Source organism: Geotalea uraniireducens Rf4, assembly GCF_000016745.1.
GTDB classification, from domain to species: Bacteria; Desulfobacterota; Desulfuromonadia; order Geobacterales; family Geobacteraceae; genus Geotalea; species Geotalea uraniireducens.
In genome coordinates this window covers 1920596-1943716 of the sequence record NC_009483.1, presented here as the reverse complement: position 1 = coordinate 1943716, position 23121 = coordinate 1920596, and the positions used below count along the sequence as shown (strand labels likewise).

The following is a 23121-nucleotide window of genomic DNA, read 5'->3' as shown; positions in this document are numbered from 1 at the left end:
AAACCGGAACACAAGATAGACTGCAGCAAGAAACAACACGGCTGTCCAAAGATTGCGGGCCCAAAGATGCCGTTTCGTATATCTGGCAACTGTTTCGATCTGCATGGATAGACTTTCCAATATGGATTTTTGATGGCGTGCCATGACTACCTATGCCTTCACCAACGTTGCAAACGGTTCACGATACACACCCCGCGTATCGACAATCAGAGAAGCATGTGTGCGGATCATCCTGTAATCAAATGCATCGTGATGGGTGCCGACCAGCACACAGTCATACTCCCGCAGATTCTCCGGCGTAAGCTCGACACTCTTTAGATCAAAATAATGCTCACGCATTTTGGGAAAGACCGACACATGTGGGTCACTGTAAGCGATTACTGCCCCTTTCTTTTGCAGCTTCTCCATCAGTTCGACACTGGGGGATTCCCGCATGTCGTCTACGTTCTTCTTATAAGCAATCCCGAGCACCAGCACCCGCGCCCCCTTGAGCGCTTTCCCCCGCTCGTTCAAGGCGTCCATCACCTTCCCCACCACCCAGTCGGGCATGGCGGTGTTGACCTCTCCGGCAAGCTCGATGAAACGGGTATGCAGGCCATACTCCCGTGCCTTCCAGGTGAGATAGAACGGGTCGATGGGGATGCAGTGGCCTCCCAGACCTGGGCCGGGATAATAAGGGGTGAAACCGAACGGCTTGGTGGCGGCGGCGTCTATCACCTCGCGGATGTCGATCCCCATGACGTCGCAGACAATCTTTAACTCGTTCACCAAGCCGATATTGACCGCCCGGTGGATGTTCTCGAGGAGCTTCGTCATCTCGGCTGCGCGGGTGGAAGAAACCGGTACGACTCTATCGATCACCTGACCGTAGAGGGCAAGCCCTGCCTCCAAGCAGGCGGAAGTCACCCCGCCACAAACCTTTGGGATGGTTCGGGTCGTAAACCGCTCGTTTCCCGGGTCCTCCCGTTCGGGAGAAAAAACGAGAAAGATATCTTTTCCGACATTTAGCCCTCTGGATTCGAGACGGGGAAGAAGCTCTTCATTGGTAGTGCCGGGGTATGTGGTGCTTTCAAGGGAAACAAGCTGGCCGGGACGCAGATGAGGAACGATAGCATCGGTGGAATTGAGGACGAAGGTCAGGTCCGGTTCGCGGTACCGATTGAGGGGAGTTGGGACGCAGATAAACAGGGCATCGGCCTCAGCAGTGCGACTGAAATCCGTGGTGCCGTCAAAAAGGCCATTAGTCACGGCAGCGGCAATCGGCTTGGCAGGGATATGCCTGATGTAGCTCTGCCCCTGCTGCAACTTGTCTATCTTTGACTGGTCTATGTCGAAGCCGAGTACCCGGTACCCTTCTTCGACAAATCGGAGCATGAGCGGCAAGCCAACATAACCAAGGCCAATAATGCCGACGACGGCGGTCTTGTCTTTAATGCGAGACAGAAGCTGTTGTTTCATTCTTTTCCTCTGGCAACTTTTTCCCCGCGCAGGGCCTGTTGGACACAAGGGAGTTTCTTGAGCAGCTCGGCCATGCCGTCGGCATCTAAGAGCGGAACGTTGTGCGAATTGTAGTCGGTCTGCTCGGTGATCCGCTCTTTACCCTCAGTGAAGTACTTGCCATAGTTGAGATCGCGGTTGTCCGCCGGAACCCGGTAATATCCTCCCTGATCTTCGGCGACTGCCATCTCTTCGCGGGTAAGGAGGGTTTCATACAACTTTTCGCCATGGCGCGTGCCGATGATCTCAATCGGCACTCTGCTGCCGGTAAGCTTTTTCAGGGCCTCGGCGAGGGCACCGATGGTGCAGGAAGGGGCCTTCTGCACGAAGGTGTCACCGGCAGAGCCGTGTTCAAATGCATAGAGGACCAAGTCAACCGCATCCTCAATCGTCATCATGAAGCGAGTCATCTTCGGGTCTGTGATAGTGATCCCTTTCCCATCCTGAATCTGCTTCAGAAAAAGGGGAATTACCGAACCACGACTCGCCATGACGTTACCGTAGCGGGTGCAGCAGATCGTCGTTTGAGGTGCGGCGACGCGGGACTTGGCGACAGCGAGCTTCTCCATCATCGCTTTGGAGATCCCCATGGCGTTGATCGGATAGACAGCCTTGTCGGTACTGAGTACGATCACCCGCCGTACGCCCGCACCGATGGCGGCATTGAGGACGTTCTCCGTACCCAGGGCGTTGGTACGCAACGCTTCGAGGGGAAAGAATTCGCACGACGGCACCTGCTTGAGTGCAGCAGCGTGAAAGACGAAATCCACCCCCTGTATGGCGCCGCGCAGACTTGATTCAGTGCGCACATCACCGATGTAAAAGCGTAGCTTCGGATGGGTGAAGTGCTTGCGCATATCGTCCTGCTTCTTCTCGTCGCGGGAGAAAACACGGATCTCGCCGATTTCCGTCTCCAAAAAGCGGCGCAGAACGGCATTGCCGAAGGTACCGGTCCCGCCGGTGATGAGGAGGGTCTTGTCGGTGAACATCGAAGTCATTTAGTGCCCCCTTTCAAGGTGGGTCAGAACGACAGCGCCCTATGCGCCTCGGTATCTAGCTCTATATCGGTAAAATCAGCGCTACGCCGCAACGTTTGAAGATTTCCTCGATTTTCCGTATATCTATTATCGTCCACGAGCCGCACTTTGCAGGCACCCGCTAACGGGTGAATATTCATGTTGAATCGAGAACTTCTGCGAACATCCTGACGCAGAATGGTAATCGGTTCCGAAGCAGGCGTACAGCCCTGTCTCCCTTAAACGCTCGGCGTTTGTCCGGACCGTTTGACCATAGCGGCCGACGAAACTTCCCAGATTGCCCTGGAACCGGCAGCCGATCTCCTTGAGGTAGTAGGAAAGCGAAGCTTCCTCGAGTTTTGAGTTTTCGGTTTTAAATTTTGAGTTGGAACCATTAAACAGGCCGAGTATCCGGTTCAAGTTCCCGGCCGGTTTCTGCGACTGTACTGCGAAATGCATGCAGCGCTCTGGGTGGGCGATCATGGGCACAAAACCGGCACATTTGATCCGGTAACAGGTTTCCTTGATAAACGCGACCGGCATGTGATTGGGAATCTCGATCATAATATATTTTGTGTCCCCAAGCGGCAGCGGATCTTTCAAGTATTCAATAAGATATTCATCAAGGTAGTATTCCCGTCCAGGGAGAAGCCGCAGCCCTATCTGTTGTTGTACGAGTTCCGCCTGGAGAGCAGCCAAAGTCGCAAGGACCATTGCATTGTCAACCTCATAGCTCCCCCGGACCAGGTGTGGCGTGCAATAAACCGTGGTGTAACCAGCCAAACGCAAGCCTCTTGCCATCGCTATAGATTCGTCCATGGTGGCCGGCCCATCGTCGATGCCTGGAAGTATGTGGCAATGCCAGTCTGTCAAGTTTTGGGTTTTAAGTTTTAAATTTTGGATATCAGTCATCATTAAATTCCGAGTTCCGAGCTTTTGAGCAGTCACCAGATGAAGGAGAATCTAAGCGGCTAACCCCACCTGTCCGCCCCTTACTTTAAGTGGAGGGACGCCAAGTAGTCTTCAGTTGATCTTCCAGCTGAGCCAGTCCGGCACGTTCCCCCTCTTAAGATAAGAGGGGGACAGGGGGAGTTATGAGCTCAAGATGCTGAACAGTTTTTCCGTAATAAGTATTATCCGTGTGAATCCGCTTAAATCAGATTTTTATCCGCGTCACATTGCCTTGCCTTTGACCTTTTCCTGTTTGGTTCCGGCTCCGCCGGCTTAGGTTTAACTGAAAAACTTGCTCCACCAGGGTTTCCTTTTATTTTCAGTCTTTCCCTCTTCGGAATAGTACCCGGAACCGTAATAGCCGTACCCGTAATAGCTGTTGCCGTAGTACCCGTAGCGCTCGCGGCTTCGGCCGGACTTGTCGTTGACCACCGCCCCGGCAACCGGCGCCCCGACATTGGCCAGCATCTCGGCCATGCGCTGGGCCGCCTTTACCGGCACCCGCTCGGTCTCCATGACGATAATGGCCATATCGCAGCGCGTCGTCAGAAGCGGTGCATCCGTAACCGCCAATACCGGCGGGGCATCAATCACAATATGGTCGTAGGTGTCCCGCAGTTTCAAAAGCAGATTCGCCATCCGGTTTGAACCGAGAAGCTCGGCAGGGTTTGGAGGTGAGGTGCCGGCGCTGACGAAATCAAGGCGTGCAATGCCGGTGTTATAGAGTGCGCTCGCAAAGCTCGCATCGCCGGCAAGAACCTCGGTGAGTCCCGGCGCCTTGGCACGATTGAAGTGTTCATGCAAAGTGGGCCGACGCAGGTCGCAGTCGATGAGCAGCACCCGGGCACCGGACTGCACCAGGGTGACCGCCAGATTAGCCGAAATGGTGGACTTCCCTTCACCGGGAAAGGTGCTGGTAACGATAAGGGTTTTCTTCTCCCGGTTGATGGCGGAAAAGTGGATGCTGGTCCTGAGGCTTCGGAACGCTTCAGCTACGGACGATTTCGGCTCATGCTGGGTGATCAACGATGTGCCGAAGTCAGTGGATGCTTGACCTTCCCGGCGGGGAATGAACGGGATTACCGCCAGAATCGGCGCGTTCAGTTCACGCCGGGCACCCTCGGCATCCTTGATGGTATCGTCAAGGTATTCCTGAAAGAAAGCAAGTCCCGCTCCGAGCATCAAACCGACCAGGAAGCCGAGCAGCAGGTTCTTCTGCTTGAGCGGTTTGATCGGCTCCCGCGGGGTGATGGCCTGGTCGATGACGTTGATGTTGCTTATGGTGGAAGCCTTGGCAATACGCGCCTCCTCGTGTTTCTGGAGAAGGAAGGTATAGATTTCGGCGTTGACCTTGGTATAACGCATGAGGCGGGCCAGGTCGCGCTCGGCTGCAGGCAGCTGTTTGAGTTGACCTTCGTAACGGGTCAGGGTCTGGGCCACCGTGTTCTCTTGCCGGACGATGTTCTTCTGGTTGGTCTCATAAATGGCGGCAAGCTTCCGCTGGATCTCGTTTATCTGGCTTTTGAGCGCGTTCACCTGGGGGTGGGATTCAGTGGTCTCAGCCAGGACAGCCTGCTTCTGTACCTCCAGATCGGCCAGCTTACCGGCCATGGCTGCCACGCCGGGATCGTCCTTGAGTGCAGCCGGGGTATAGACCTTTCCCCGCCTGGCAGCGTCCCGCATTGCAGCCAGGGCGAATTCCATTTGCTTGCGCTGGAGGGCAAGTTCGGTCCGTTCTTTCTCGGTTTCAGATATTTTTTTGACCAGCTCATAAGCCTCGCTGTCGAGCTTCACCACGCCGGAGCCGGTTTTATAGGCTTGCAGGTTCTTCTCGGCAGTATCCAGCTCGCCTTGCACATTGTTCATCTGTCCTTCGATGAACTCGAGAGACTTGCTTGCCTCCTCGGTCTTGAAGGCAACGCTCTGTTCCAGGTAGACCTGCGCCAGGGTATTAACCACATCCCGCACCATGACCGGATTTGTGTCTGTATAAGAAAGGCGGAAGATCCCTGTCCTTTTCCCCACTTCCTGAGCCTTGATTCTTCCCTTGAGTCCGGCTGCTGCCACATCCAAGGGGCGCATGGAAATGCGAAAACTGTCGCCCGACTTCCCCTTCAGGTCGGTTAAAAGAAAACTTGCAGCTCCCGCCTGCAAGTGCATGGGAACACCGCTTTTGCCGTTACCGAGCAGCTTGCCCGCAGCATCCAGAACCCGGTAGCTATCCAGACCGGTCAATTCCACCTGGTAATCCGCCTGACTGTCCGGAGCCTGGAATTCCAGCAACTTAAAATCAAGCCCTCTGGATTTTTCGGAAACCAGCCAGTTCAGGTGAAGCCTTTTTGCCACTTGCTCAAGATTGGTGCGCGACTTGACGATCTCGATCTCCGCATCGACCGTGTTCTTCTCGGAAACTCCCAGCGCCCCGAGGAGGTCACCTTTTCCACTCTTACTATCATGAACGTGGAGGGTGGCGAACGCCTCGTAGGTAGGCTTTACGGAGTAGGTATAGATGGCTACGCCTAAAAACACGACACAGAAAACACCGATGAAGCTCCAGCGTCGGCGCATAATGACGCGCAGGTAATCGTGAAGGTGGACTTCGGCCGGTTGCAGGGGGGTCTGGCTGGATTGATTTGGGAAGTTGGGTGTCATGGCATTCCTGTTCAATGTTCAATTGTGCCCTGGGTTTTGAGAAGAACGGCTGATACTGTTTATTCTTTTTATCACTGACTTAAGAACTTGATTTGCACAAACGGATTCAGAATTGCGCCAACTGCCTGAAGAGTCGGCAATAGCTCGTTGATGGCCTGGTTCCAGTTGCCCACGAAATCCTTTGGCACATAGACGATGTCGCCGTCCATAAGCTGAAACGGTCGGGCCTCGCCCGCCAGGATTTTGTCGAGGTCCACGACCATCAATTCTCCACGGGTGGGGGACAAGGAGCGGATGATGCGGAGATTCGGGTCATAGCCGGTCTCCCCCAACCCTCCCGCCGCTGCCACTGCCTGGTGGAGGGTCAACTGGCCATTCCTCATCGGGATGGGGCCGGGGGTCTTGACCGCGCCGAATACGAAAACGTTCTGCAGGCTGTTGTCCGGCACATAGATGGTATCTCCCGGCTGGAGCCAGACGTTCTGGCGCTGGTCGCCTTCATGGAGCAGGCTGTAGATATCCACCGCCAGGATCTTTTTGCCGCGCAACAGCCGTGCTCCGCGCAGGTTGGCAGTGGCGTCGAGGCCGTTCCCGAGAGCCAGCCCCTGCAAAAGATTCAACGGCCGGTCCATGTAATGCGTCCCGGACACCTTGAACTGTCCGAGGAGATAGACGGGGTGGCTTTTGTATTCGAGAACCTCAACCACCACCGACGGTTCGCGCAGGTAATGTTTGAAAGAGTCCTGGAGCCGGTCACGGACCTGCTGGAGTGAGAGCCCGGCGACCTGAACCGAGCCGACCAGCGGCAGCTGGATAGTGCCGTTGACATCCACCCGGCTCCCCTTGCCCGCCATCCCGACCAGATCGGCGCGGCCGTAGACAGTGACCGAAAGGATGTCGCCGGAGCCGACCAGGTAGTCGGCGGGCGGGGCGCCATTCAGAGGCTCACCGGTAACTGTGACGGATTCTTTGGCAACGATGGGCGAAGCTGCATGGCCGTCGATTTCCTTGACCGTCCCGGCCGGCAGAGGAGCATAGCGGGGACAACCATTCAGAATGGAACAAACCAAGGTAAACAGAAGGGCTTTACAGAGGCGGTGGGACCATAATTTCATAACAAGGCCTTAAATTGCATATCGTTAATAATCTGTGCCTAATATTTATCACTTTTGAAAATACTGTCAAGCATCTTTCATAAAAAATATTAATCATAATCTTGATCAAATCACGAAAATACCAAGGCACGGAGAGTTTTTCTTGTTTAAAAACGGGAGGTTTTGTGGGTCATGGGGGCTATTGATATGTGAGCAAAATGTTAAAGCAAGACATGACTCACGCGACGACGCGACGACGAAACGAAAGGCTTTAAAATATTCTCTGGTTCTTGGTTTTTAAACGTCGCGTCATTGCGTGAAATAAAAAATTTTGGTTCCAGCTTGCCGGCTCAGATTAATGAAATTGCCCCTATTCCACGGAAGAACGCCCCCTTCAATCTGGTTTTTAATTTTTATTTATTGACATTCTTCTCCCCCCGGATATAATTTGTCATTATTTATTAATTCGCCTTAATTATTATGCCAAAACGGGTATTTCTCGTTGTCTTTTCAACTCAATAGCCGGCTGCAATATTTCACAATTAATACTACTCCGACACATAGCTTGATATAATCTGTTTCATGTGATAATCTCTGCGAATGACAACAGAGATCGTTTTCCCCGGCATCGAAGAATATATGGCTCCCTATTATGGCTATTTCCATCGGTCAGAGAGCCGTGAACTGGCAGAATGTTACTTGGCCGGCCTGCTCATGGACGGTGAGCGCAAGTCAGTTGAACCCATGTCAGAGAAGGTAAACGCATCTGAACGAAGTATGCAGCGCCTCCTTTCGACTGCCAAATGGGACGATCAACTTGTTGCTGAGCAATTCCGCCGTTCCATGCTTGACGTCACTTCCGACCCGCAGGGGATCCTGGTTCTTGATGATACCGGGTTCCCTAAGAAAGGGTACGACAGTGTATGTGTTGCCCGGCAATACTGCGGTGCATCAGGCAAGACTGACAACTGTCAGATTGGCGTAAGCATGACGTATGTCGGCAGAGATGTCGCCTGGCCATATGCCATGGAACTGTTCGTCCCGGAATCCTGGGATCAGCAAAATGATGATTGCACCGCAAAGCGTAAAAAGGCTCACATGCCGGAGTCAGTGCACCATAAGTCAAAATGGCGCATGGCACTTGATTTTGTTGACCTGGCCCGAAAAGACAATGTTCCCCATCGTGCAGTCCTTGCTGACAGCTGGTATGGCAACATTCCGGAGTTTCGCAAGGAGCTTGAGTCCCGCAGTGAAAATTACATCCTGGGAGCTTACTCCAACACCCCGGTATTTCTTGAGGAGCCGGTCTTTGAAATTGCGCCAGTCAAAGAGCATAAGCGAGGGCGTCCACGAACTCGCCCTAAGGTAGTCTCCACAAACCCCGAACCGGTCAAGCTGTCGGTACTGGGCGAAAGCATTGCCGATGATGCATGGCAACGGCTAGAATTGAGGCTCAATTCCAAGGACAAGCCACTTGTTGCAGAGGCCGTCTCAATGAGAGTGTGGCCGGCTCACGGATGGCGGCAGGGCAATCATCATGAACAAGTCTGGCTCCTGATAGAGCGCCGCCCCCTGAACCTGGGTGGATACGAGCTTCGCTATTTCTTCAGCAATATGCCGCAGCATCTGGCAACGATTGACCTTGCCCGCCTCTACCATGAACGTTATTGGATAGAGCATGGCTATCAACAGCTAAAGGAAGAGCTTGGCCTTGATCACCATGAAGGGCGCTCATGGAGCGGATGGCATCGACATGTGCTCCTGACGTCCCTGGCATATGGCTATCTGACACTGTTGCGTTTGCAGCAAAAAAAACAGAAGAGTGCGACAGCGCGGAGCAACTGGATTCAGAAAAAATCGACACTGGCCAACGACGCTTTGTTCTGAAAACCAAACACCTGGAAAAGTGGCGCCATCGTTGCTGTTCTCTTCGTTCCTCTGAGCGATGGAGGCGGAGGCAACGACTCAAAGGCATGCCGTCCTTGCCTGACATCAGGCATCAGATTGCAAAGCTTCTGGTGCGAATATTGAAATGTTAAAGAACTATATGTGTCGGAGTAGTATTAATACGTAGTCAAATAACTCTCATGGCAAAAACCAGCGAGAGAACAGTGGAGGAACTCATGGGACGAAAAAAATCAGGACGTCGATTTGCAGAGCCGCAACCACCGCACACGTGTAGCAGCAACACGCATATAGATGCTGCACCGGACAAGACTGACGCGCCTCAATTCGTCAGTAATATCGGTCGCCGCAAGTTCGTGAAAAACGTCGGTTTGGCGGGGCTGGCCCTTGCGGTGGCAGGGCCGCCGTTGAACCTGCTTGTCGGATGTTCGTCCGACAATACGGAGAGCAATGCCAGTGGTTTGGCGTCGTATATGCTGACGGGGCAAATTCTCGACGCGAACACGCAGAAGGGCATTGACGGCGCAACCGTTTCACTCCCCGCCCACAAGGTTTCCACGAAAACCAAGTCAGACGGTACCTTCAGCCTTGATGTGCCGGCAACCGGGCCTACGGAGATTACAGTCGCCGCCGCCGGCTATCTCGGCAGCAAAGCGCTCAACGTTGTCGAAACTTCTCCGGTGGGCACTGTTTCCGCTTCTTCCGGCTTTTTCCTGGGGCTCGTTCCTGTTACCCCATCCTTCCAGGCCATACCCCACATCGCTGCAACCATAACCGCCCCGCAAAACCCTTCTTCAAAAGACCTCCCTTCGCCCGCAGTGTCACTGCCTGACGGCACGCTTGCGTCAAACCTGCAAGTCTCCGTCTCCTCCTCTTTTGCGGTAAACCAGGGCGCATGGATAGCACCGAACGTCGACAAGCTCCAGCTTCCCACGTCTCCCCGGGTATACATCCGATTGACAGGAGACGTATCGGCAGCCAACATTCCGGACAATGCAACAGTCAGTATTCCGTCTTACCTGCCGTTTCCTACGGGTACGCAGGTCGACATCGCAGTGGGCAGCACTGACTCAAACGAAGGAAGTGCAACAGTCCCGGGCATCATGCAGGCGAACGGTACGGTCCAGGCAGGCTTGAAAAACATACTCACCGCACTTACAGCCGTGGGGCTCGGCCCCGCAGGACAAACCGGCCCGACTGATATAGTCTTACAACTGGCAAAAACGGAGATACCGGCCGACAACGTCACCACCACATCCGATGCCACCACCATCAGTAACCCTGTGACCGCCAAGGGAAGCGAAGTCCCGAACGTTCTCTTTCACACGAAGCCCAGTGACTCGACGACCGATGTATCGGAGGCGAAACTTGACGAACAAGCGTTTGTACCTTCAACAGCCCTGAATGACGCCATCGTAAATGGATTGGGAGTTCCGCCTGCCCTGACAACCCCCCTATCGCAAGGATCGCAAGCTCTATCCGCCCTGTCGTTAACGGGAGCGATATCGGCTAATTGCCAAATAATTTGGGAAACGATAACGAGAACGATAACGATAAGAATTAGAATTAGAATAAGAGTCTTTGGCAGATGGATAATCATAAATCGTGATATCACAGTTCAGGTGACTGTCAGGGTTATCAAGGAGATAATCTGCACGGGCAGCACAGGCGGTGGAGGCGGGACTCCGTAGAACCGGCAGCAGTATGAAAATATGGCATACGCCGCAGTTTTGGCTGCGGCGTACCTTTGGGATTGAATTGCGGGAATGTTGAACAAAAGGGGAAGTCACGCGCTTCCTCTTTTGTTCTATATACAATGAGATGATATTGACGATTTTCAGCAGAATACGGTTTATCGCCGGTGTTTCGTTTCTGGGTTTGCTTGGAGCGGTAGCGGTGTGCGGTGCGGGAGATTTCCCGGACGCCCCTTCGCTGCAAGGGTTCACCGGCATTATCAATGTGCCGACGGCAAACGTCCAGAAGGAAGGGACCCTGGCCGCCTGGTACACCAACCAGAGCGATCCCCACTGGAACAGATCCCACCAGGACAACTATTTCTTCTCCGTAGGGCTGTTTTCCTTTGTCGAGCTGGGCGGACGTCTGACTGATCATGACCTCTCCGCCCAGTTCAAGGCATCGACGGCGCCGTTCATTCCGAAGGGGAGCTGGTTGCCGTCCCTTGCCTTCGGCATGCAGGACTTCGGAGGGACCGCGCACCACTTTCGCTCAAGCTACGTGGCGGCGACCGAAGAAATCAGCCGGCTGCGCCTGTCCGTCGGCTACGGCTTCGGCCCGGACCGTTTGAAAGGGACATTCGGTGGAGCAGAGGTCAAGGCATTCGACTGGCTCTACCTTCTCGGCGAATATGACACCAAGGACATGAACGCCGGGGTGCGGGTGATCACGCCGGACCTGTTCGGTTGGCCGGTCAATCTCCAGGCAACGGTGAAATCGGCGTTGAACAACCATCCCGGCACCGTCAGTTTCGCCGCCGGACTCCAGTTCTCAATGGGAAAAGACTATCGGCGAAAAGCACCATCCCGCCAGGAAGCCGGGCCTTCGGCGCCTGCTGCCGACGTCGGCCTGCGCCCAGACAAGACCAGTGTTGAGACACCAGTGAAAAAAGCGTTGGGCGACCGCATTGAGTCCCCCGGCCGCACCGCCTACCTCATCGCCCTGCGAGACAAGCTGGTTGCCGACGGTTTCATCAACGTTCGCACCGGTTCAGATGGAAATGACCTTCTCGTCGTCGAATACGAAAATGCCCGTTACGACCATAGCGAACTTGACGGAATGGGGGTTGCGCTGGGGATTGTCGTCGATTCCGTTCCCGCTGAATTCAAATCCGTCCGGCTTGTCCTGAAGATACAAGACATAAGGATGCTTCAGGCCACGATGCCCATAAAAGCGCTGAAGTCGTTCTTCACGGATGTCAAGACACACGATGACCTCTACGAAGCGGCAAAGATAACAGCCACTGTCACAGAAGACCCGACGGTGGTCTATACCGACAAGTTGAGTTTCTCTTCTTTGCCCAGGGCGCGGCTTGTGCTGACTCCCGCACTGAAGACATTCGTGGGGACTGAAGTGGGGGTGTTCGACTACCTGTTGTCGATCAGACCGAACCTCTTTCTCGATCTGTGGAAAGGCGCTGTCCTGAACGCCCGGTGGGACATCCCCGTGGCCTGGAGCAAAAATTTCGATGACGGCGAGGCATTCCGGGGAGACCGGAACGATACCCAATTCCAGCGGCTGATGCTGTTTCAGGGGGTCAAACCGTATCCGTATGTTATGGCGTCTCTGGGAGCGGGGATGATCGAGAAGGATGCTTACGGGACCCTGAACGAACTGTACTGGCTGTCAACGGAAGGGAACCATCGTCTGGGATTCAGGCAGGCATACGCGAAAAACAGCGACACCCATCTGACGACTACCTTGTACCTCGGCTCCTACCGGTACTATCATGCGCCGCTGGACACCTACCTCACATTCACCGGCGGGCAGTTTTGGGACAATGACAAAGGGTTCCGCGTCGACCTGAAGCGGTTTTTCGGAGATACGGCATTTTCGGTCTACTATAAGGACTCAGAGACCGCCGGACAGAAACACCACAGGATTGGCGGGGTCCAGATAGCCTTTCCCCTCACCTTCCGCAAAGGGATGAAACCATATCACCTCCAGATCAAAGGGCCTGATGAATGGAGCTACAGCCAGGAGACCGTCATCAGCAGTGCGGGCGTGCCGAATACACTCGGCGTATCGATCGGAGACACTCACGAGGCAAACGGTTTGCAGCAGGCCTATTATGATCGGGACCGGTTGACTCCGTCCTATGTCCGCACTCACCTGCTTCGACTGCGCGAAGCTTACGAGAAATTGCACTCTCCCCCAACCCCTCCCATCAAGGGAGGGGAGTTTTAAAGTCCCCTCGCCCCTTGTGGAAGAGGGCTAGGGTGAGGGGGGAAGTGCGGACTCAAAAACCTGTCTAAGCAGGTCCTATGTCCCCTTCCCTCTCTTGATTACAAGCTCTTGTGATGCAGAAGACACTCTCCATATCGGTGACTACTCAAGACATAACAAGGGGTTAAAAACATTCGTGTTTATTCGTGTCATTCGTGGCTAACTGCCGTTTTGGGGTTAATGCAAAATTTCAGTTTATCCTCACCCGCCCCTGTTCTCCGACATTCCCCTCCACGCTGTAGCGGAAAGGGCGGAACTGTGCCACAGCCCAAAGGTTCGTCAGCAGGTGATCGGTGATGGCGGAGGTGGTAAAGGTCGACGCCCCCTCTGCCAGGGCCAGATATGACACGATCTGATCGGCCAGGTGCGGGTCGAGGGCTGCGCCCGTGGCATGATGGGTGATGAATTCCCGCGCCGCCTCCTCGCCGACCTGCTCGGCCCGCTTACCCAACGCACCCAGGGAGGTGAAGCCGGTGCGGATGTTTTCGTACTCGGCCAAAAGGAAGATGAAGGTGCCATGCCCCGGCGTCGGCACATTGAGCAGCTTCACCTCAATCGGCACCTTTCCGTGAAGCCGGTCCCGGACGAGCTCCAGCGCAGCTGCCCGCTGCCGTTCGGCAATGGAAAGGGGGAGGTTCCCCACTGCCGAATACCCTCTTATCCTTTGCAGCCCGCCCCGCACCTCCAGGTCAAGCGGCTTGATTCCACTTGCCGCGTTGATCTCCGCGGTCACGCTCCCCCCGCCACGCGGGTAAAAACCGTACGATCTTATGCTGAAATGCACGCCGGCGCCCACTCTCGCCAGCAGGGGGGAGAACACCTCGGCAAGGTAGTGAAAAGATGGGCTGAACGGCACATGGGTCCCCCCCTGGAGGTCCACCCTGCTCTTCCCCCCGGCAAAGAGCAGGGGCGGAATGATGGTCTGCAACACCAACGGAACTGAACCGGCAGTGCCGATGTCCAGGGCGAAATCGCCGCTCCGCAAACCGTCAGGAGAAAAGGTCAACTCCGTTGAACCCTTCTCGTCACCGCTCACGGAGGCGCCAGTCACCATCCGGGCGGCCCTCACCGAAACCAGGTGTTGGGGCATGAGCCCCGGTTTCTTCCGCCCCTTGCGGATATTGACGATCCTGAACGGCTGTCCGGTCAGGCAGGAGAGGCTCAAAGAGGTGCGCAGTATCTGCCCGCCACCTTCGCCGTAATTTCCATCGATCTCGATCATGGGCTACGCCTTTCAAGAAATCGTGGGACTGCCACAAACACCCGCTTCACATCTCACCCTTTTGTGGTTTAATTATTATACCCTATTAATCGTTTGCCGGCCGCGCAAGAAGTGGAGGCGCGAGATGAAAAACCAGGAAATCGCCCGCATATTCTCCGAAATGGCGGATATCCTCGAAATCAAGGGTGACAACCCGTTCAAGATCAGGGCCTACCGCCGGGCCGCCCTCAACATCGAGGGGCTGTCCCGCAGCGTGGAGGACCTCTCCCGGGATGAGCTCCTGGAGATTCCCGGCATCGGGGAAGAGCTGGCAGCCAAGATCGAGGAATATATCGGAACCGGCGCCATCCACGCCCATGACAAGCTGAAGGGGGAGATACCGTCCGGGCTCCTCTCCCTCCTCGCCGTTCCGGGCCTTGGCCCGAAGACAGCCCGGCAAATCTTTGAGCAGCGGCACATCGCCTCCATCGACGACCTGGAACGGGCCGCCCGCGAGCACAAACTGGCAGGGATACCGGGGATACAGAAAAAGACCGAGGAGAACATCCTCAAGGGGATTGCCACGGTGCAGCAGGGGCATGAGCGTCGTCCCCTCGGCAGGGTGCTCCCCCTGGCCCTCGATCTGGTTGAGGAACTGCGGAAGCGCGCCCGGTTCGGCGCTATCGAGATCGCCGGCAGCATCCGACGCCGCAAGGAAACCTGCAAGGATATCGATATCGTCGCCACCTCCCCCGCGCCGGAAGAGGCCATGAAGGCATTCATCACCCTTCCGGCGGTCGAGCAAATCATCATGCATGGCCCGACCCGCTCCAGCGTGGTGATCAGCGACGGTTTGCAGGTGGACCTGAGGGTGGTGGCCGAGGAATCGTTCGGCGCGGCGCTCGCCTACCTGACCGGCAGTAAGGGGCACAATGTGCGGCTGCGGGACATGGCGGTGAAACAGGGGTTGAAGATCAACGAATACGGCATTTTCCGCGAAAAGGACGAAGCGCGCCTGGGGGGCGCCAAAGAAGAGGACGTCTACCGCCTCCTCGGCCTCCCTTTCATTCCGCCCGAGATGCGGGAAGACCAGGGGGAGGTGGAAGCGGCCCTGGCCGGGAGATTGCCACAATTGATCAGCCAGGCCGACATCCGCGGCGACCTGCACGTCCACTCCCGCTGGAGCGACGGGGGTCATACCATCGAGGAACTGGTGGCGGCAGCCAAGGCCCGCGGCCTTTCCTACTTAGCCATCACCGACCATTCCCAGGGCTTGGGAGTTGCCCATGGGCTGACCGTGGAGCGGCTCATGGCCCAGAAGCAGGAAATTGCGGCACTGAACATACAGCTTACCGGCTTCACCATCCTCCACGGCACCGAAATGGACATCAAAAGCGACGGCAGCCTTGATTTCCCGGACCAGGCATTGAAAGAGCTCGATCTGGTCATCGCCTCCATCCACTCCGGCTTCAAGCAGACGAAAGAGCAGATAACCACCCGCATAATCAAGGCCATGAAGAACCCTTACGTCTCCATCATCGCCCACCCTACCGGCAGGCTGATCGGCGAGCGCGACCCCTATGAAGTGGAGATGGACGACATCCTACGGGTCGCGGCGGACACCGGCACCGCTATCGAGATCAACGCCTACCCCCTGCGCCTCGACCTCAACGACAGCCATGCGCGGCGGGCGAAAGAGCTGGGGGTGCCCCTCGTCATCAACACCGACACCCACTCCATAAGCCAGTTCGACACCCTCCCCTACGGCATCGCCATTGCCCGCCGTGCATGGCTTGAAAAGGGGGACGTACTCAACACGCTGGCTGTGAAGGATCTGCGAAAGAGGCTCAAGGGGAATAAGGGACTTGGAATTAACTGATATACCAGGTTTTACGCTCAGATTTAGGTCAGGTTTGTCGTTCCTGATTGAGCAAAACCGCAGGCGTAGCAAGGCTACGCTGAGGATTTTGCGATTGAAGGGGCGGCAAAGATGGCCTGAAGATGAGATGTAAAACGGTATATTGGTTAGTTCCGAGTCCCTAAAGGGGGGAAGAGATGAACATACCAATCAGGGTTCTGACCTACTCCGGCTACAAGGCCGACGAGCGCCCCACCTCTTTCTTGTGGGGGGAACGGACCTTCCAGGTAAAGGAGATCGTCGACCGGTGGTACGATATGGACCATAACTGTTTCAAGGTGCTCACCGACGACGGCAATATCTACCTGCTGCGGCACGACATGAACAGCGATCAATGGGAACTGGTGGAAACAGAGGCCGGCTCCGGGAAGTGAAGGGATGCTCTTTCATTCCCTCGGCGGCTGCTCCGTCCGGCAATACTTGCAAACCGGCTCGCGCCATTTGATGAACTCCCCGCACTTCGGGCAAAGCTTGAATTTCCCCTCCACCTCGCGCAACGGCTTATTAAAATAGATAACGAGGAGAAAAATAGGGAACATGGCGCAGAGCAGACACCAGCCGATAAAGTTCCGCCCCCGGTTTGCGGCCATCCAGCCGCCGGCCACGCCGAACAAGGCGATGACTAAAAACACGAACATTTCCGGCTTAACATATCCTGGCATGGCATGTGCCTCCTCTGAAAGACATTCACCTATGAACCGCTCAGCCCATGGTTTGCGCCATCCCGGCGATGATTTTTCTCATTTTTTTAGCCGTGGCCCGTTCCATGGGCCTCCCGGTGATGCTGCTCTTCGGGATCCGGTGGATATCCTCCGGTGGATAGACGGTACACTCGATGGTCACCCCTTCGTCTTCCATGTAGATATGGGGATATTCGAAGAACTCCCCGCCATGGCGAATGGTAACGACCTCCTGCTCGAAGGGTATCCCCTCCCCGTGCAGAAATTCCTCCACCTCCTCGCTCGACTCGGCAAAAAGATGGAGATCGATATCGCTCTGTTCCGTTACCGCGCCGGAGAGGACCGAACCGACCAGATGGGGGCGAAACGACGCCAGCATGTCCATGTAATGGAGCGCCGTTAGCCGCAGGTGGAGGAGCCGCTCCGGCAGAATGTCCTCTTCATAGATGCCGATGAGCCGTTGCAGCTCGTAATGGATCTCGGCATTGGAAGGAAGATGGGAACCGAGGGAGAGGGCCTTTTCCGAACCGAATTGCCTGGCCGCCTTCCGCTTGGCGTCACGGTACTCCTTTACCCCCTCCTCATACATGATACGAGCTGATTCCTGGGCAATGAGCTGCCGTAGCCGGTCTTCTTTTCGCATGAAACAAGTATAGCAAATAATGAGGAAGTTGCCTCCGGCAGCCTCAATCCCCCTTCGGCAGAATCAATATCAGTATCACCAGCTTCGCCGCAGCGCCACGTGTACCCGCCGGGCTGCATCGAGGGTGCCGAACGGGCCTTTTTCGGAGCCGTACGGGAGTTCGCCCCCAATGGTCAGCTTCCAGAGGTCGGTGAGGTTATACCCCGCCTCCCCCTTGAGAAGGCCATCCCCGTGCCTGAGCTCCGCGGTCCAGACCAGCTTCCATTCTCCCCACTCCTCGGTCCGGTTCCATGCGGTGATAAGGACGGGGAGTATCGCCCGGTCAAAGAGAAGTGACGCGTCAACTGGAGTAGTCTTGGCGTTTCCCGCCAGGGTGATAAGGAGGGTGCCGTCGCCGAATCCCCGTTCAAGACTTAAGGAGCCGATATAGGCGTTGCCCAGGTCGCGATCTCCGGAGAAGAGGGCAGCCGCCTCGCCGCGCAGGACAAAGGCGCCGACAATCCTGGAGAGTTCGACACCGACCCCCTCCTCCCTGGCGTAACGCCGCTCGACGGGAACGACAAGACCTGTGGAGGTCGGGGTCGCCCGGTCGAAACGGAACGCCAGGAGCGGCGCTGGTCGCACCCCGAACCTACCCCACGCACCAATGTCCCACTCGCCAAAGGTGGCGAGGAGGCGCAGGGCGGCGAATCCTGCCCATGGAGGAGGGGTGTCGAGCTCATTGAAGACGGTCCCCTCCGGGAATCCCTCCACGGTGAGCGGAGCGTTCCTGGAGCCTAGCACCGGGAGCCGCCAGGGGGTGGTCACGGGAGAAGCTACCGCCTCGAAACGGAACGCCCCCTCCTCTCCGCTCAGGCGCAAGGCCCATAGTGGAAGCTTCTCATCGCTGAACGGGTCGGAGAGATCGCGGGGAAGGAAGGCGTCGGCCGGGGAGTAGCCGTCGGTCTTCCCCCAACCGAGCTGGAAACGCCCCAGCTGGAGGTCGAGGGAAGGAGTGAGGGGGAGTCGCACCCAGAGATCCCGCACCGATAAGGGAGCGCGCCTGATGTGCCGGTCGGCCGGGTCGAAGACGAGGGTGCCCCGCTCAACGGAGGTGATCCATTCACCGCGCACCGAAGCGGTAAGCTGCGCACCACCCACCCTTTCCTCCCATTTGCCGAAGAGGGTCCCCCAGCCGAGCAGCCAAGGGTCGCGGCTGTTCGAACGCCCGTCGTAGGCGAACCCCTTCGCCTCGGCGTACCCGGAAATCCCCTGGGCCAGGGCCGGGGAAGGGATGAGCAGGAGCAGGATGAGAAGACGAACAGCGATCCGAAAACTGGTCAATCCCCCCCCTCGCGATTCAGGTTCCGGAGGGTGAAGCGGCCCACCGCCTGGGGCCTGTCGAAGGCGATCTCCTTCAGGAGCACTGTCGTCCTGCTCCCCTTCCTGAGGTCGCTCATCTCCATTTTCCGCGCTACCCAGTGCCCGTCGATTTTTTGAATGTCGGACAGGATGAGCCTTTTAGTCGGCTCCTTCTCCCCTTTTCGGTAGAGATCCTCACGGAGCAGGTAGAGGATGTCCTTGCGCAGGTAAAGGATCTTCTTCTCGTAGACCGACTTCCCCCCCTTCTCCAGGGGAGTTGCAGCAATGACGTAGCAGGGGTAACCGTTCAGGGTCTCTTCCCCTTGCAGCGCCACCTTGTACTTCTCGTGGTCGAACTCCTCCATGTCCTCGTAGTTGAAGTCGGTTCCGACGAACGAGGCATCCCGGTCCTGGGCCGCGATCCTCCGCTCCCGCTTCATGGAGGGCAGGTAGAGCCATTGGTCCGGATTCTGCCCCGCCGAGCGGGATAGGGAAAGGAAACCGACCCCCTTCACCTCCGGCGGGTCGGTGAAACGGATAAGATTCCTGGCATCCCCGGCGTACCCTTCACGAAAGCTCTTCCATCCCTTCTTGCGGACCTTGCCATCCTTGTTCACCACCGTAAGATCCCCGGCGTACTGCTGGGTTCGGGTCCGGTGGCGATTCTCCGACTCCTTGAGGAGCGCGCGGGCATCGGCGCCCCCCCAGGCAAGGCATGCGGACATGGCGGTCAAAAGCGCTGCCAAAGCTAACAGGAGCAGGATTTTTCGTACTGATCTGTTTTCGTGCATGTTACCTCCGCAGCGATAAGCTGTCTTCGGGTATTAAGTCCCCCTTTGTGAAAGGGGGATTCAGGGGGATTTGCCTTTGGCCGCAGAGAAATCCCCCCTGCCCCCCTTTCTCAAAGGGGGGAACGGCCAGCTTAAAATTGACATTGCTCTATTCGTATTCTATCGCTTCGGTGATCTTCAACCTTCCCGCCTGGCGCGCGGGAATCCAGGCCGCAAACGCCGAGATCAGTGGCAAGGCGACCAGGAGCTGTACCAGGATTTCCCACGGATAATGGTGGGGCATGCGCCAGCCGGTGAAGAACTCCGCTATGGCTCCCTCCATAAATAAGGCAAAGAGGTTGCCGGCCGGGAGCGCCAGGAGGAGTCCCGTCAAAGCGAGGGCCAGCGCCTCGACCACGATGCTGCGGCCGATCTGGGAGCGCAAAGCCCCCAGCGCCTTCAGGATCCCGATCTCCCGGGTCCGTTCCGACACCGAAATGAGGAGTGAAGTGACGATGCCGAGGAAAGCGACCAGCAGGGCGAGGAAGACCGTGATCCGCGTCAGGGCGTAGAAAGCGTCGATCGCCTTGCCGATCTCGGCGGTGAACTCCTGGCGGGTGGAGACGAGCGCGGGAAATCTCCCGGCGAGCTTCGCCCGGATAGCATCCCGCACCTGGCCGACATTTGCGCCACGGACCACGGAGACGTCGAATATGTCCACACGATCATCCTTCCAGAGACGGAGGAATTGGGTACGGTCCAGGTTCACCGTCCCCTGGTCGGAGCTGTAGTCGCGGATCACCGCCGCAATCGGGAACCGCACGGTTCCGCTCGGGGTGACCAGTTCCACCTGCTGTCCAACGCCCAGCCCGTAGCGCCGGAAAAAGTTCTCCGAGACGGTACACATCCCCTGCTGTGTCACACCACGACGCATTGATTCCGCGTTCCCCTGGATGAATTCCAGGTTGGTCCGGTCCAATAAGGGGCCGACCTCGATGGTACCGACCAGGATCTGATGCCCCCGATAGAGGGGCCGTATTCCCCGGTAGCTCTCCACAGCTCGCACCCCGGGCACCTTTAGCAGTTCCTCCCGCAGCTCACCGGGAAAAAGGAAGTCGGGACGAGAGAAGTTTGCGGATGCGCGCACAAAGAGATCGCAGGTGAGCGCATCGTTCATCCAGCGCGTCATTGTTGCCTTGGTGGACCCCATGTACCCAGCGAAACCGAGGACGAAGGTGAGCGAAAGGGCCATCGCCATCACCGTCCCGGAGGTCCTGCGGGGGGAACCCAGAAGGGCGTCCGAGGAGAGGCGGCCCGAAACCGGCGCGAATCGCGCGACGACGGGGATGAAAAAGCGCAGCAAGGCACGGGATAGGGGTCCCACGAGGAGCACAAGCCCTGTGCCGCCGAGGAGGAGAACGGAAAGGATAAGCGGGTTGCCCCCAAAAGGCGGGTGCAGGGCAAGGAGGATCGCGCAACCGAAGGCGACCAAACCGGCCGCGACCCGAGACGCAACCTTGCCGGGGAGCCGCGCCTGGAACGCCCCCTTGGCGAGCGCCTCGGTCGGTGAGATCCTGGAGGCCGCCAGTGCCGGTCCCCAGGCGCCGACGAGCGATGCCAACAAGCCGAGAACCATGGATTCCAACGCAATCCCCGGAGGAAGGTGTACCGCGCCGGAGCTTGTTACGCCATAAACCGTCTCCGTCGTCTGCCCCATCATCTGGAGAAAACCTTGCGAAAGCGTTGTTCCGGCCAGGCAGCCCAAAATGCCTCCGACGATTCCGATAACCAGCGCCTCGGCCAGAAAGAGGGCCTGTACCTGGCGAGGGGTAGCGCCGAGGGCGCGGAGCGTGCCGATGTCACGCCGCCGGCGGTTCACCGCCACGTTGAACGCATTGAAGATCAGGAAAGTTCCTATGGACAGGGCGAAGCCGCTCGAGACGTTGAAGCCGGCCACAAAGTTGGCGACGACCCGCTCCATCTGCTCCCCCCGACGATCCGGCGTCTCGATGCGGTAGGCAGGGCCGAGCGCCTTTTCCAGTGTCGCGGTCGCCTGTGCAATAGTGGTCCCTTCGGTAAGCCGGATGTCCAGCCGATCGAAGCGGCGTCCTCTGCCGAACAGTTCCTGGGCGGCATAAACATCCACAACCATCAGATTGCCGCCAAACGCCTCGGCAAAACCTTTGGGGGTAAGCAGTCCCCGCGCCGCAACCCGCTTCACCCCGGCAGGCAGGCGCAGAGAAAGGGTTTCGCCTGTTTTCAGCTTTGCCTTCTCTGCAAACTGGCGGGTGAAGAGCGCCGAGTCGGGCTGGGCAAGAAAGAGGAGCGGGTCGTCCAAGTCGGCGTCCTGGCCGTCGAAACCGTAGTCGCGCATCTCCCGGTCTCCGAGAAGATCGATGCCGATGACAAGGAGGCTGCCCAGTTCCCCCCGCTCGGGGACCACGATCTGTTCGATGACCGGCGAGGTGGCCCGGATACCAGGAAGCTCGCGGACCTTCTCCTGCACCTCTTCCGGCACCCCTCCCACCATGGTGATCTGGAGCTGGGCCTTGCCGGCGACGCGGTCAACCGTGGAGCGTATCCCTTGGACAAGGGTCCCCTGGGCGCTCCTGATCGAGCTGAAGGTAGCCACGCCAACCACAACGCCGAGGAGTGTAAGCAGGGTCTTGGCCACATGTCGCCTGACGTAGGAGAGAGAAAGTGTAGCCAGCAGAAACCTCATCTGCCACCTCCGGCCACGTAGCTATCCCCTTCCACCCTTCCGTCCCGGAGCTTGATCAGCCTTTCGCAAGCAGAGGCGGCATGGTTGTCGTGGGTGACCATGACGATGGTGGTTCCGTGCTCCCGGTGGATGGAGCGGAGCAGGTTCAGGATCTCCTCTCCCCGGGCCGTGTCAAGATTGCCGGTCGGCTCGTCGGCCAGCAGCAGCGGCGCGCCGGTGACCAAGGCACGGGCTATTGCGACTCTCTGGCGCTCCCCCCCGGAGAGTGCGTCGGGAAGATGGTTTACCCTCCCCTCAAGTCCGACCTCCCGGAGGACCTGGGCGACCTTCCGGGTGATCTCCCCGGCTGGGACGCCTGCCAGGTGCAGCGGCAGGGCCACGTTCTGACTCACCTTCAAGGTCGGCATCAGGTGGTAGGCCTGGAAGATGTAGGAGACCTTGGAGCGGCGAAAGAGGGAACGCTCCTTCTCGTTCTCCTTGGCCAGGTCCTTCCCCGCCACCACCACCTGCCCGGAGGTGGGGACGTCGAGCCCCCCTAGGAGGTTCAAGAGCGTCGACTTGCCGGAGCCGGAGGGTCCCATGATCGCCACCATCTCGCCAATCCCGATGGTCAGGTTTATCCCTGTCAGGGCTGTTACCTCGGACTTCCCGTCGTAGGTCTTGATTACATCGCAGAGTTTCAGCATCGTAAGTGATCTCCTTTGCGGTCGAATCGCTAACCCCTCCCAGCCTCCCCTTAGCCCAAGGGGAGGAGAAAAAGGCCTAAAATGC

17 protein-coding genes are annotated in these 23121 nt (G+C 57.2%); 5 read left to right on the top strand and 12 right to left on the bottom strand.

Going from position 1 to position 23121, the window contains the following annotated elements; translation table 11 throughout:
- Positions 1 to 150 precede the first annotated feature (150 nt).
- The 5 genes from GURA_RS08510 to GURA_RS08490 form a co-directional block, all read right to left on the bottom strand.
- On the bottom strand, positions 151 to 1458 hold the full coding sequence (locus GURA_RS08510; RefSeq protein WP_011938574.1) for a nucleotide sugar dehydrogenase: 1308 nt from the start codon (positions 1456 to 1458) through the stop codon (positions 151 to 153).
- Positions 1455 to 2495 carry a polysaccharide biosynthesis protein gene (locus GURA_RS08505; RefSeq protein ID WP_011938573.1) on the bottom strand — a complete coding sequence of 347 codons (1041 nt, stop codon included), beginning with the start codon at positions 2493 to 2495 and terminating at the stop codon, positions 1455 to 1457. The genes GURA_RS08510 and GURA_RS08505 overlap by 4 nt, the downstream gene beginning before the upstream one ends.
- 126 nt (positions 2496 to 2621) lie before the next feature.
- Positions 2622 to 3428, bottom strand: a complete 807-nt coding sequence (locus GURA_RS22755; protein ID WP_011938572.1) for a tyrosine-protein phosphatase — start codon at positions 3426 to 3428, stop codon at positions 2622 to 2624.
- 315 nt (positions 3429 to 3743) lie between these two features.
- Complete coding sequence (locus GURA_RS08495) at positions 3744 to 6116, bottom strand: GumC family protein (RefSeq protein WP_011938571.1); 2373 nt, start codon at positions 6114 to 6116, stop codon at positions 3744 to 3746.
- 71 nt (positions 6117 to 6187) lie between these two features.
- Positions 6188 to 7231 (bottom strand): polysaccharide biosynthesis/export family protein, encoded by a 1044-nt coding sequence (locus GURA_RS08490; protein WP_011938570.1) that lies wholly within the window; start codon positions 7229 to 7231, stop codon positions 6188 to 6190.
- 579 nt (positions 7232 to 7810) lie between these two features.
- Between GURA_RS08490 and GURA_RS08485 the strand changes: the two genes are divergently transcribed.
- From GURA_RS08485 to GURA_RS08475, 3 genes are all read left to right on the top strand, one after another.
- Positions 7811 to 9097, top strand: coding sequence for an IS701-like element ISGur14 family transposase (locus GURA_RS08485; protein ID WP_011937817.1), 1287 nt, complete (start codon positions 7811 to 7813; stop codon positions 9095 to 9097).
- Between the two features lie 236 nt (positions 9098 to 9333).
- Complete coding sequence (locus GURA_RS08480; protein ID WP_011938569.1) at positions 9334 to 10806, top strand: carboxypeptidase-like regulatory domain-containing protein; 1473 nt, start codon at positions 9334 to 9336, stop codon at positions 10804 to 10806.
- Positions 10807 to 10942: 136 nt separating this feature from the next.
- Entirely contained in the window at positions 10943 to 13036 is a 2094-nt protein-coding gene (locus GURA_RS08475) for a YjbH domain-containing protein (protein ID WP_041245360.1), read from the top strand.
- Positions 13037 to 13265: 229 nt separating this feature from the next.
- Here GURA_RS08475 and rtcA read toward each other — a convergent pair whose 3' ends face one another.
- Complete coding sequence (gene rtcA / locus GURA_RS08470; RefSeq protein WP_011938567.1) at positions 13266 to 14297, bottom strand: RNA 3'-terminal phosphate cyclase; 1032 nt, start codon at positions 14295 to 14297, stop codon at positions 13266 to 13268.
- A 124-nt stretch (positions 14298 to 14421) separates the two neighbouring features.
- On the opposite strand from rtcA, the gene polX reads away from it, so the two are divergent.
- Both polX and GURA_RS08460 read left to right on the top strand, forming a co-directional pair.
- Complete coding sequence (gene polX, locus GURA_RS08465) at positions 14422 to 16155, top strand: DNA polymerase/3'-5' exonuclease PolX (protein ID WP_011938566.1); 1734 nt, start codon at positions 14422 to 14424, stop codon at positions 16153 to 16155.
- 176 nt (positions 16156 to 16331) lie between these two features.
- Positions 16332 to 16568, top strand: coding sequence for a hypothetical protein (locus tag GURA_RS08460; RefSeq protein ID WP_011938565.1), 237 nt, complete (start codon positions 16332 to 16334; stop codon positions 16566 to 16568).
- Between the two features lie 12 nt (positions 16569 to 16580).
- On the opposite strand, the gene GURA_RS08455 is transcribed toward GURA_RS08460, so the two are convergent.
- The 6 genes from GURA_RS08455 to GURA_RS08430 all read right to left on the bottom strand — a co-directional run bounded on the left by GURA_RS08455 (position 16581) and on the right by GURA_RS08430 (position 23036).
- Entirely contained in the window at positions 16581 to 16856 is a 276-nt protein-coding gene (locus GURA_RS08455; protein ID WP_011938564.1) for a hypothetical protein, read from the bottom strand.
- A gap of 40 nt (positions 16857 to 16896) precedes the next feature.
- On the bottom strand, positions 16897 to 17517 hold the full coding sequence (locus GURA_RS08450; protein ID WP_011938563.1) for a nucleotidyltransferase domain-containing protein: 621 nt from the start codon (positions 17515 to 17517) through the stop codon (positions 16897 to 16899).
- A 75-nt stretch (positions 17518 to 17592) separates the two neighbouring features.
- Positions 17593 to 18840 carry a hypothetical protein gene (locus GURA_RS08445; protein ID WP_011938562.1) on the bottom strand — a complete coding sequence of 416 codons (1248 nt, stop codon included), beginning with the start codon at positions 18838 to 18840 and terminating at the stop codon, positions 17593 to 17595.
- Positions 18837 to 19649, bottom strand: a complete 813-nt coding sequence (locus tag GURA_RS08440; protein WP_011938561.1) for an outer membrane lipoprotein-sorting protein — start codon at positions 19647 to 19649, stop codon at positions 18837 to 18839. Before GURA_RS08440 ends, GURA_RS08445 begins: the two co-directional genes overlap by 4 nt.
- Before the next feature lie 148 nt (positions 19650 to 19797).
- Positions 19798 to 22350 (bottom strand): FtsX-like permease family protein, encoded by a 2553-nt coding sequence (locus GURA_RS08435; RefSeq protein ID WP_011938560.1) that lies wholly within the window; start codon positions 22348 to 22350, stop codon positions 19798 to 19800.
- On the bottom strand, positions 22347 to 23036 hold the full coding sequence (locus GURA_RS08430; RefSeq protein ID WP_041245359.1) for an ABC transporter ATP-binding protein: 690 nt from the start codon (positions 23034 to 23036) through the stop codon (positions 22347 to 22349). Before GURA_RS08430 ends, GURA_RS08435 begins: the two co-directional genes overlap by 4 nt.
- Between the last annotated feature and the right edge of the window lie 85 nt (positions 23037 to 23121).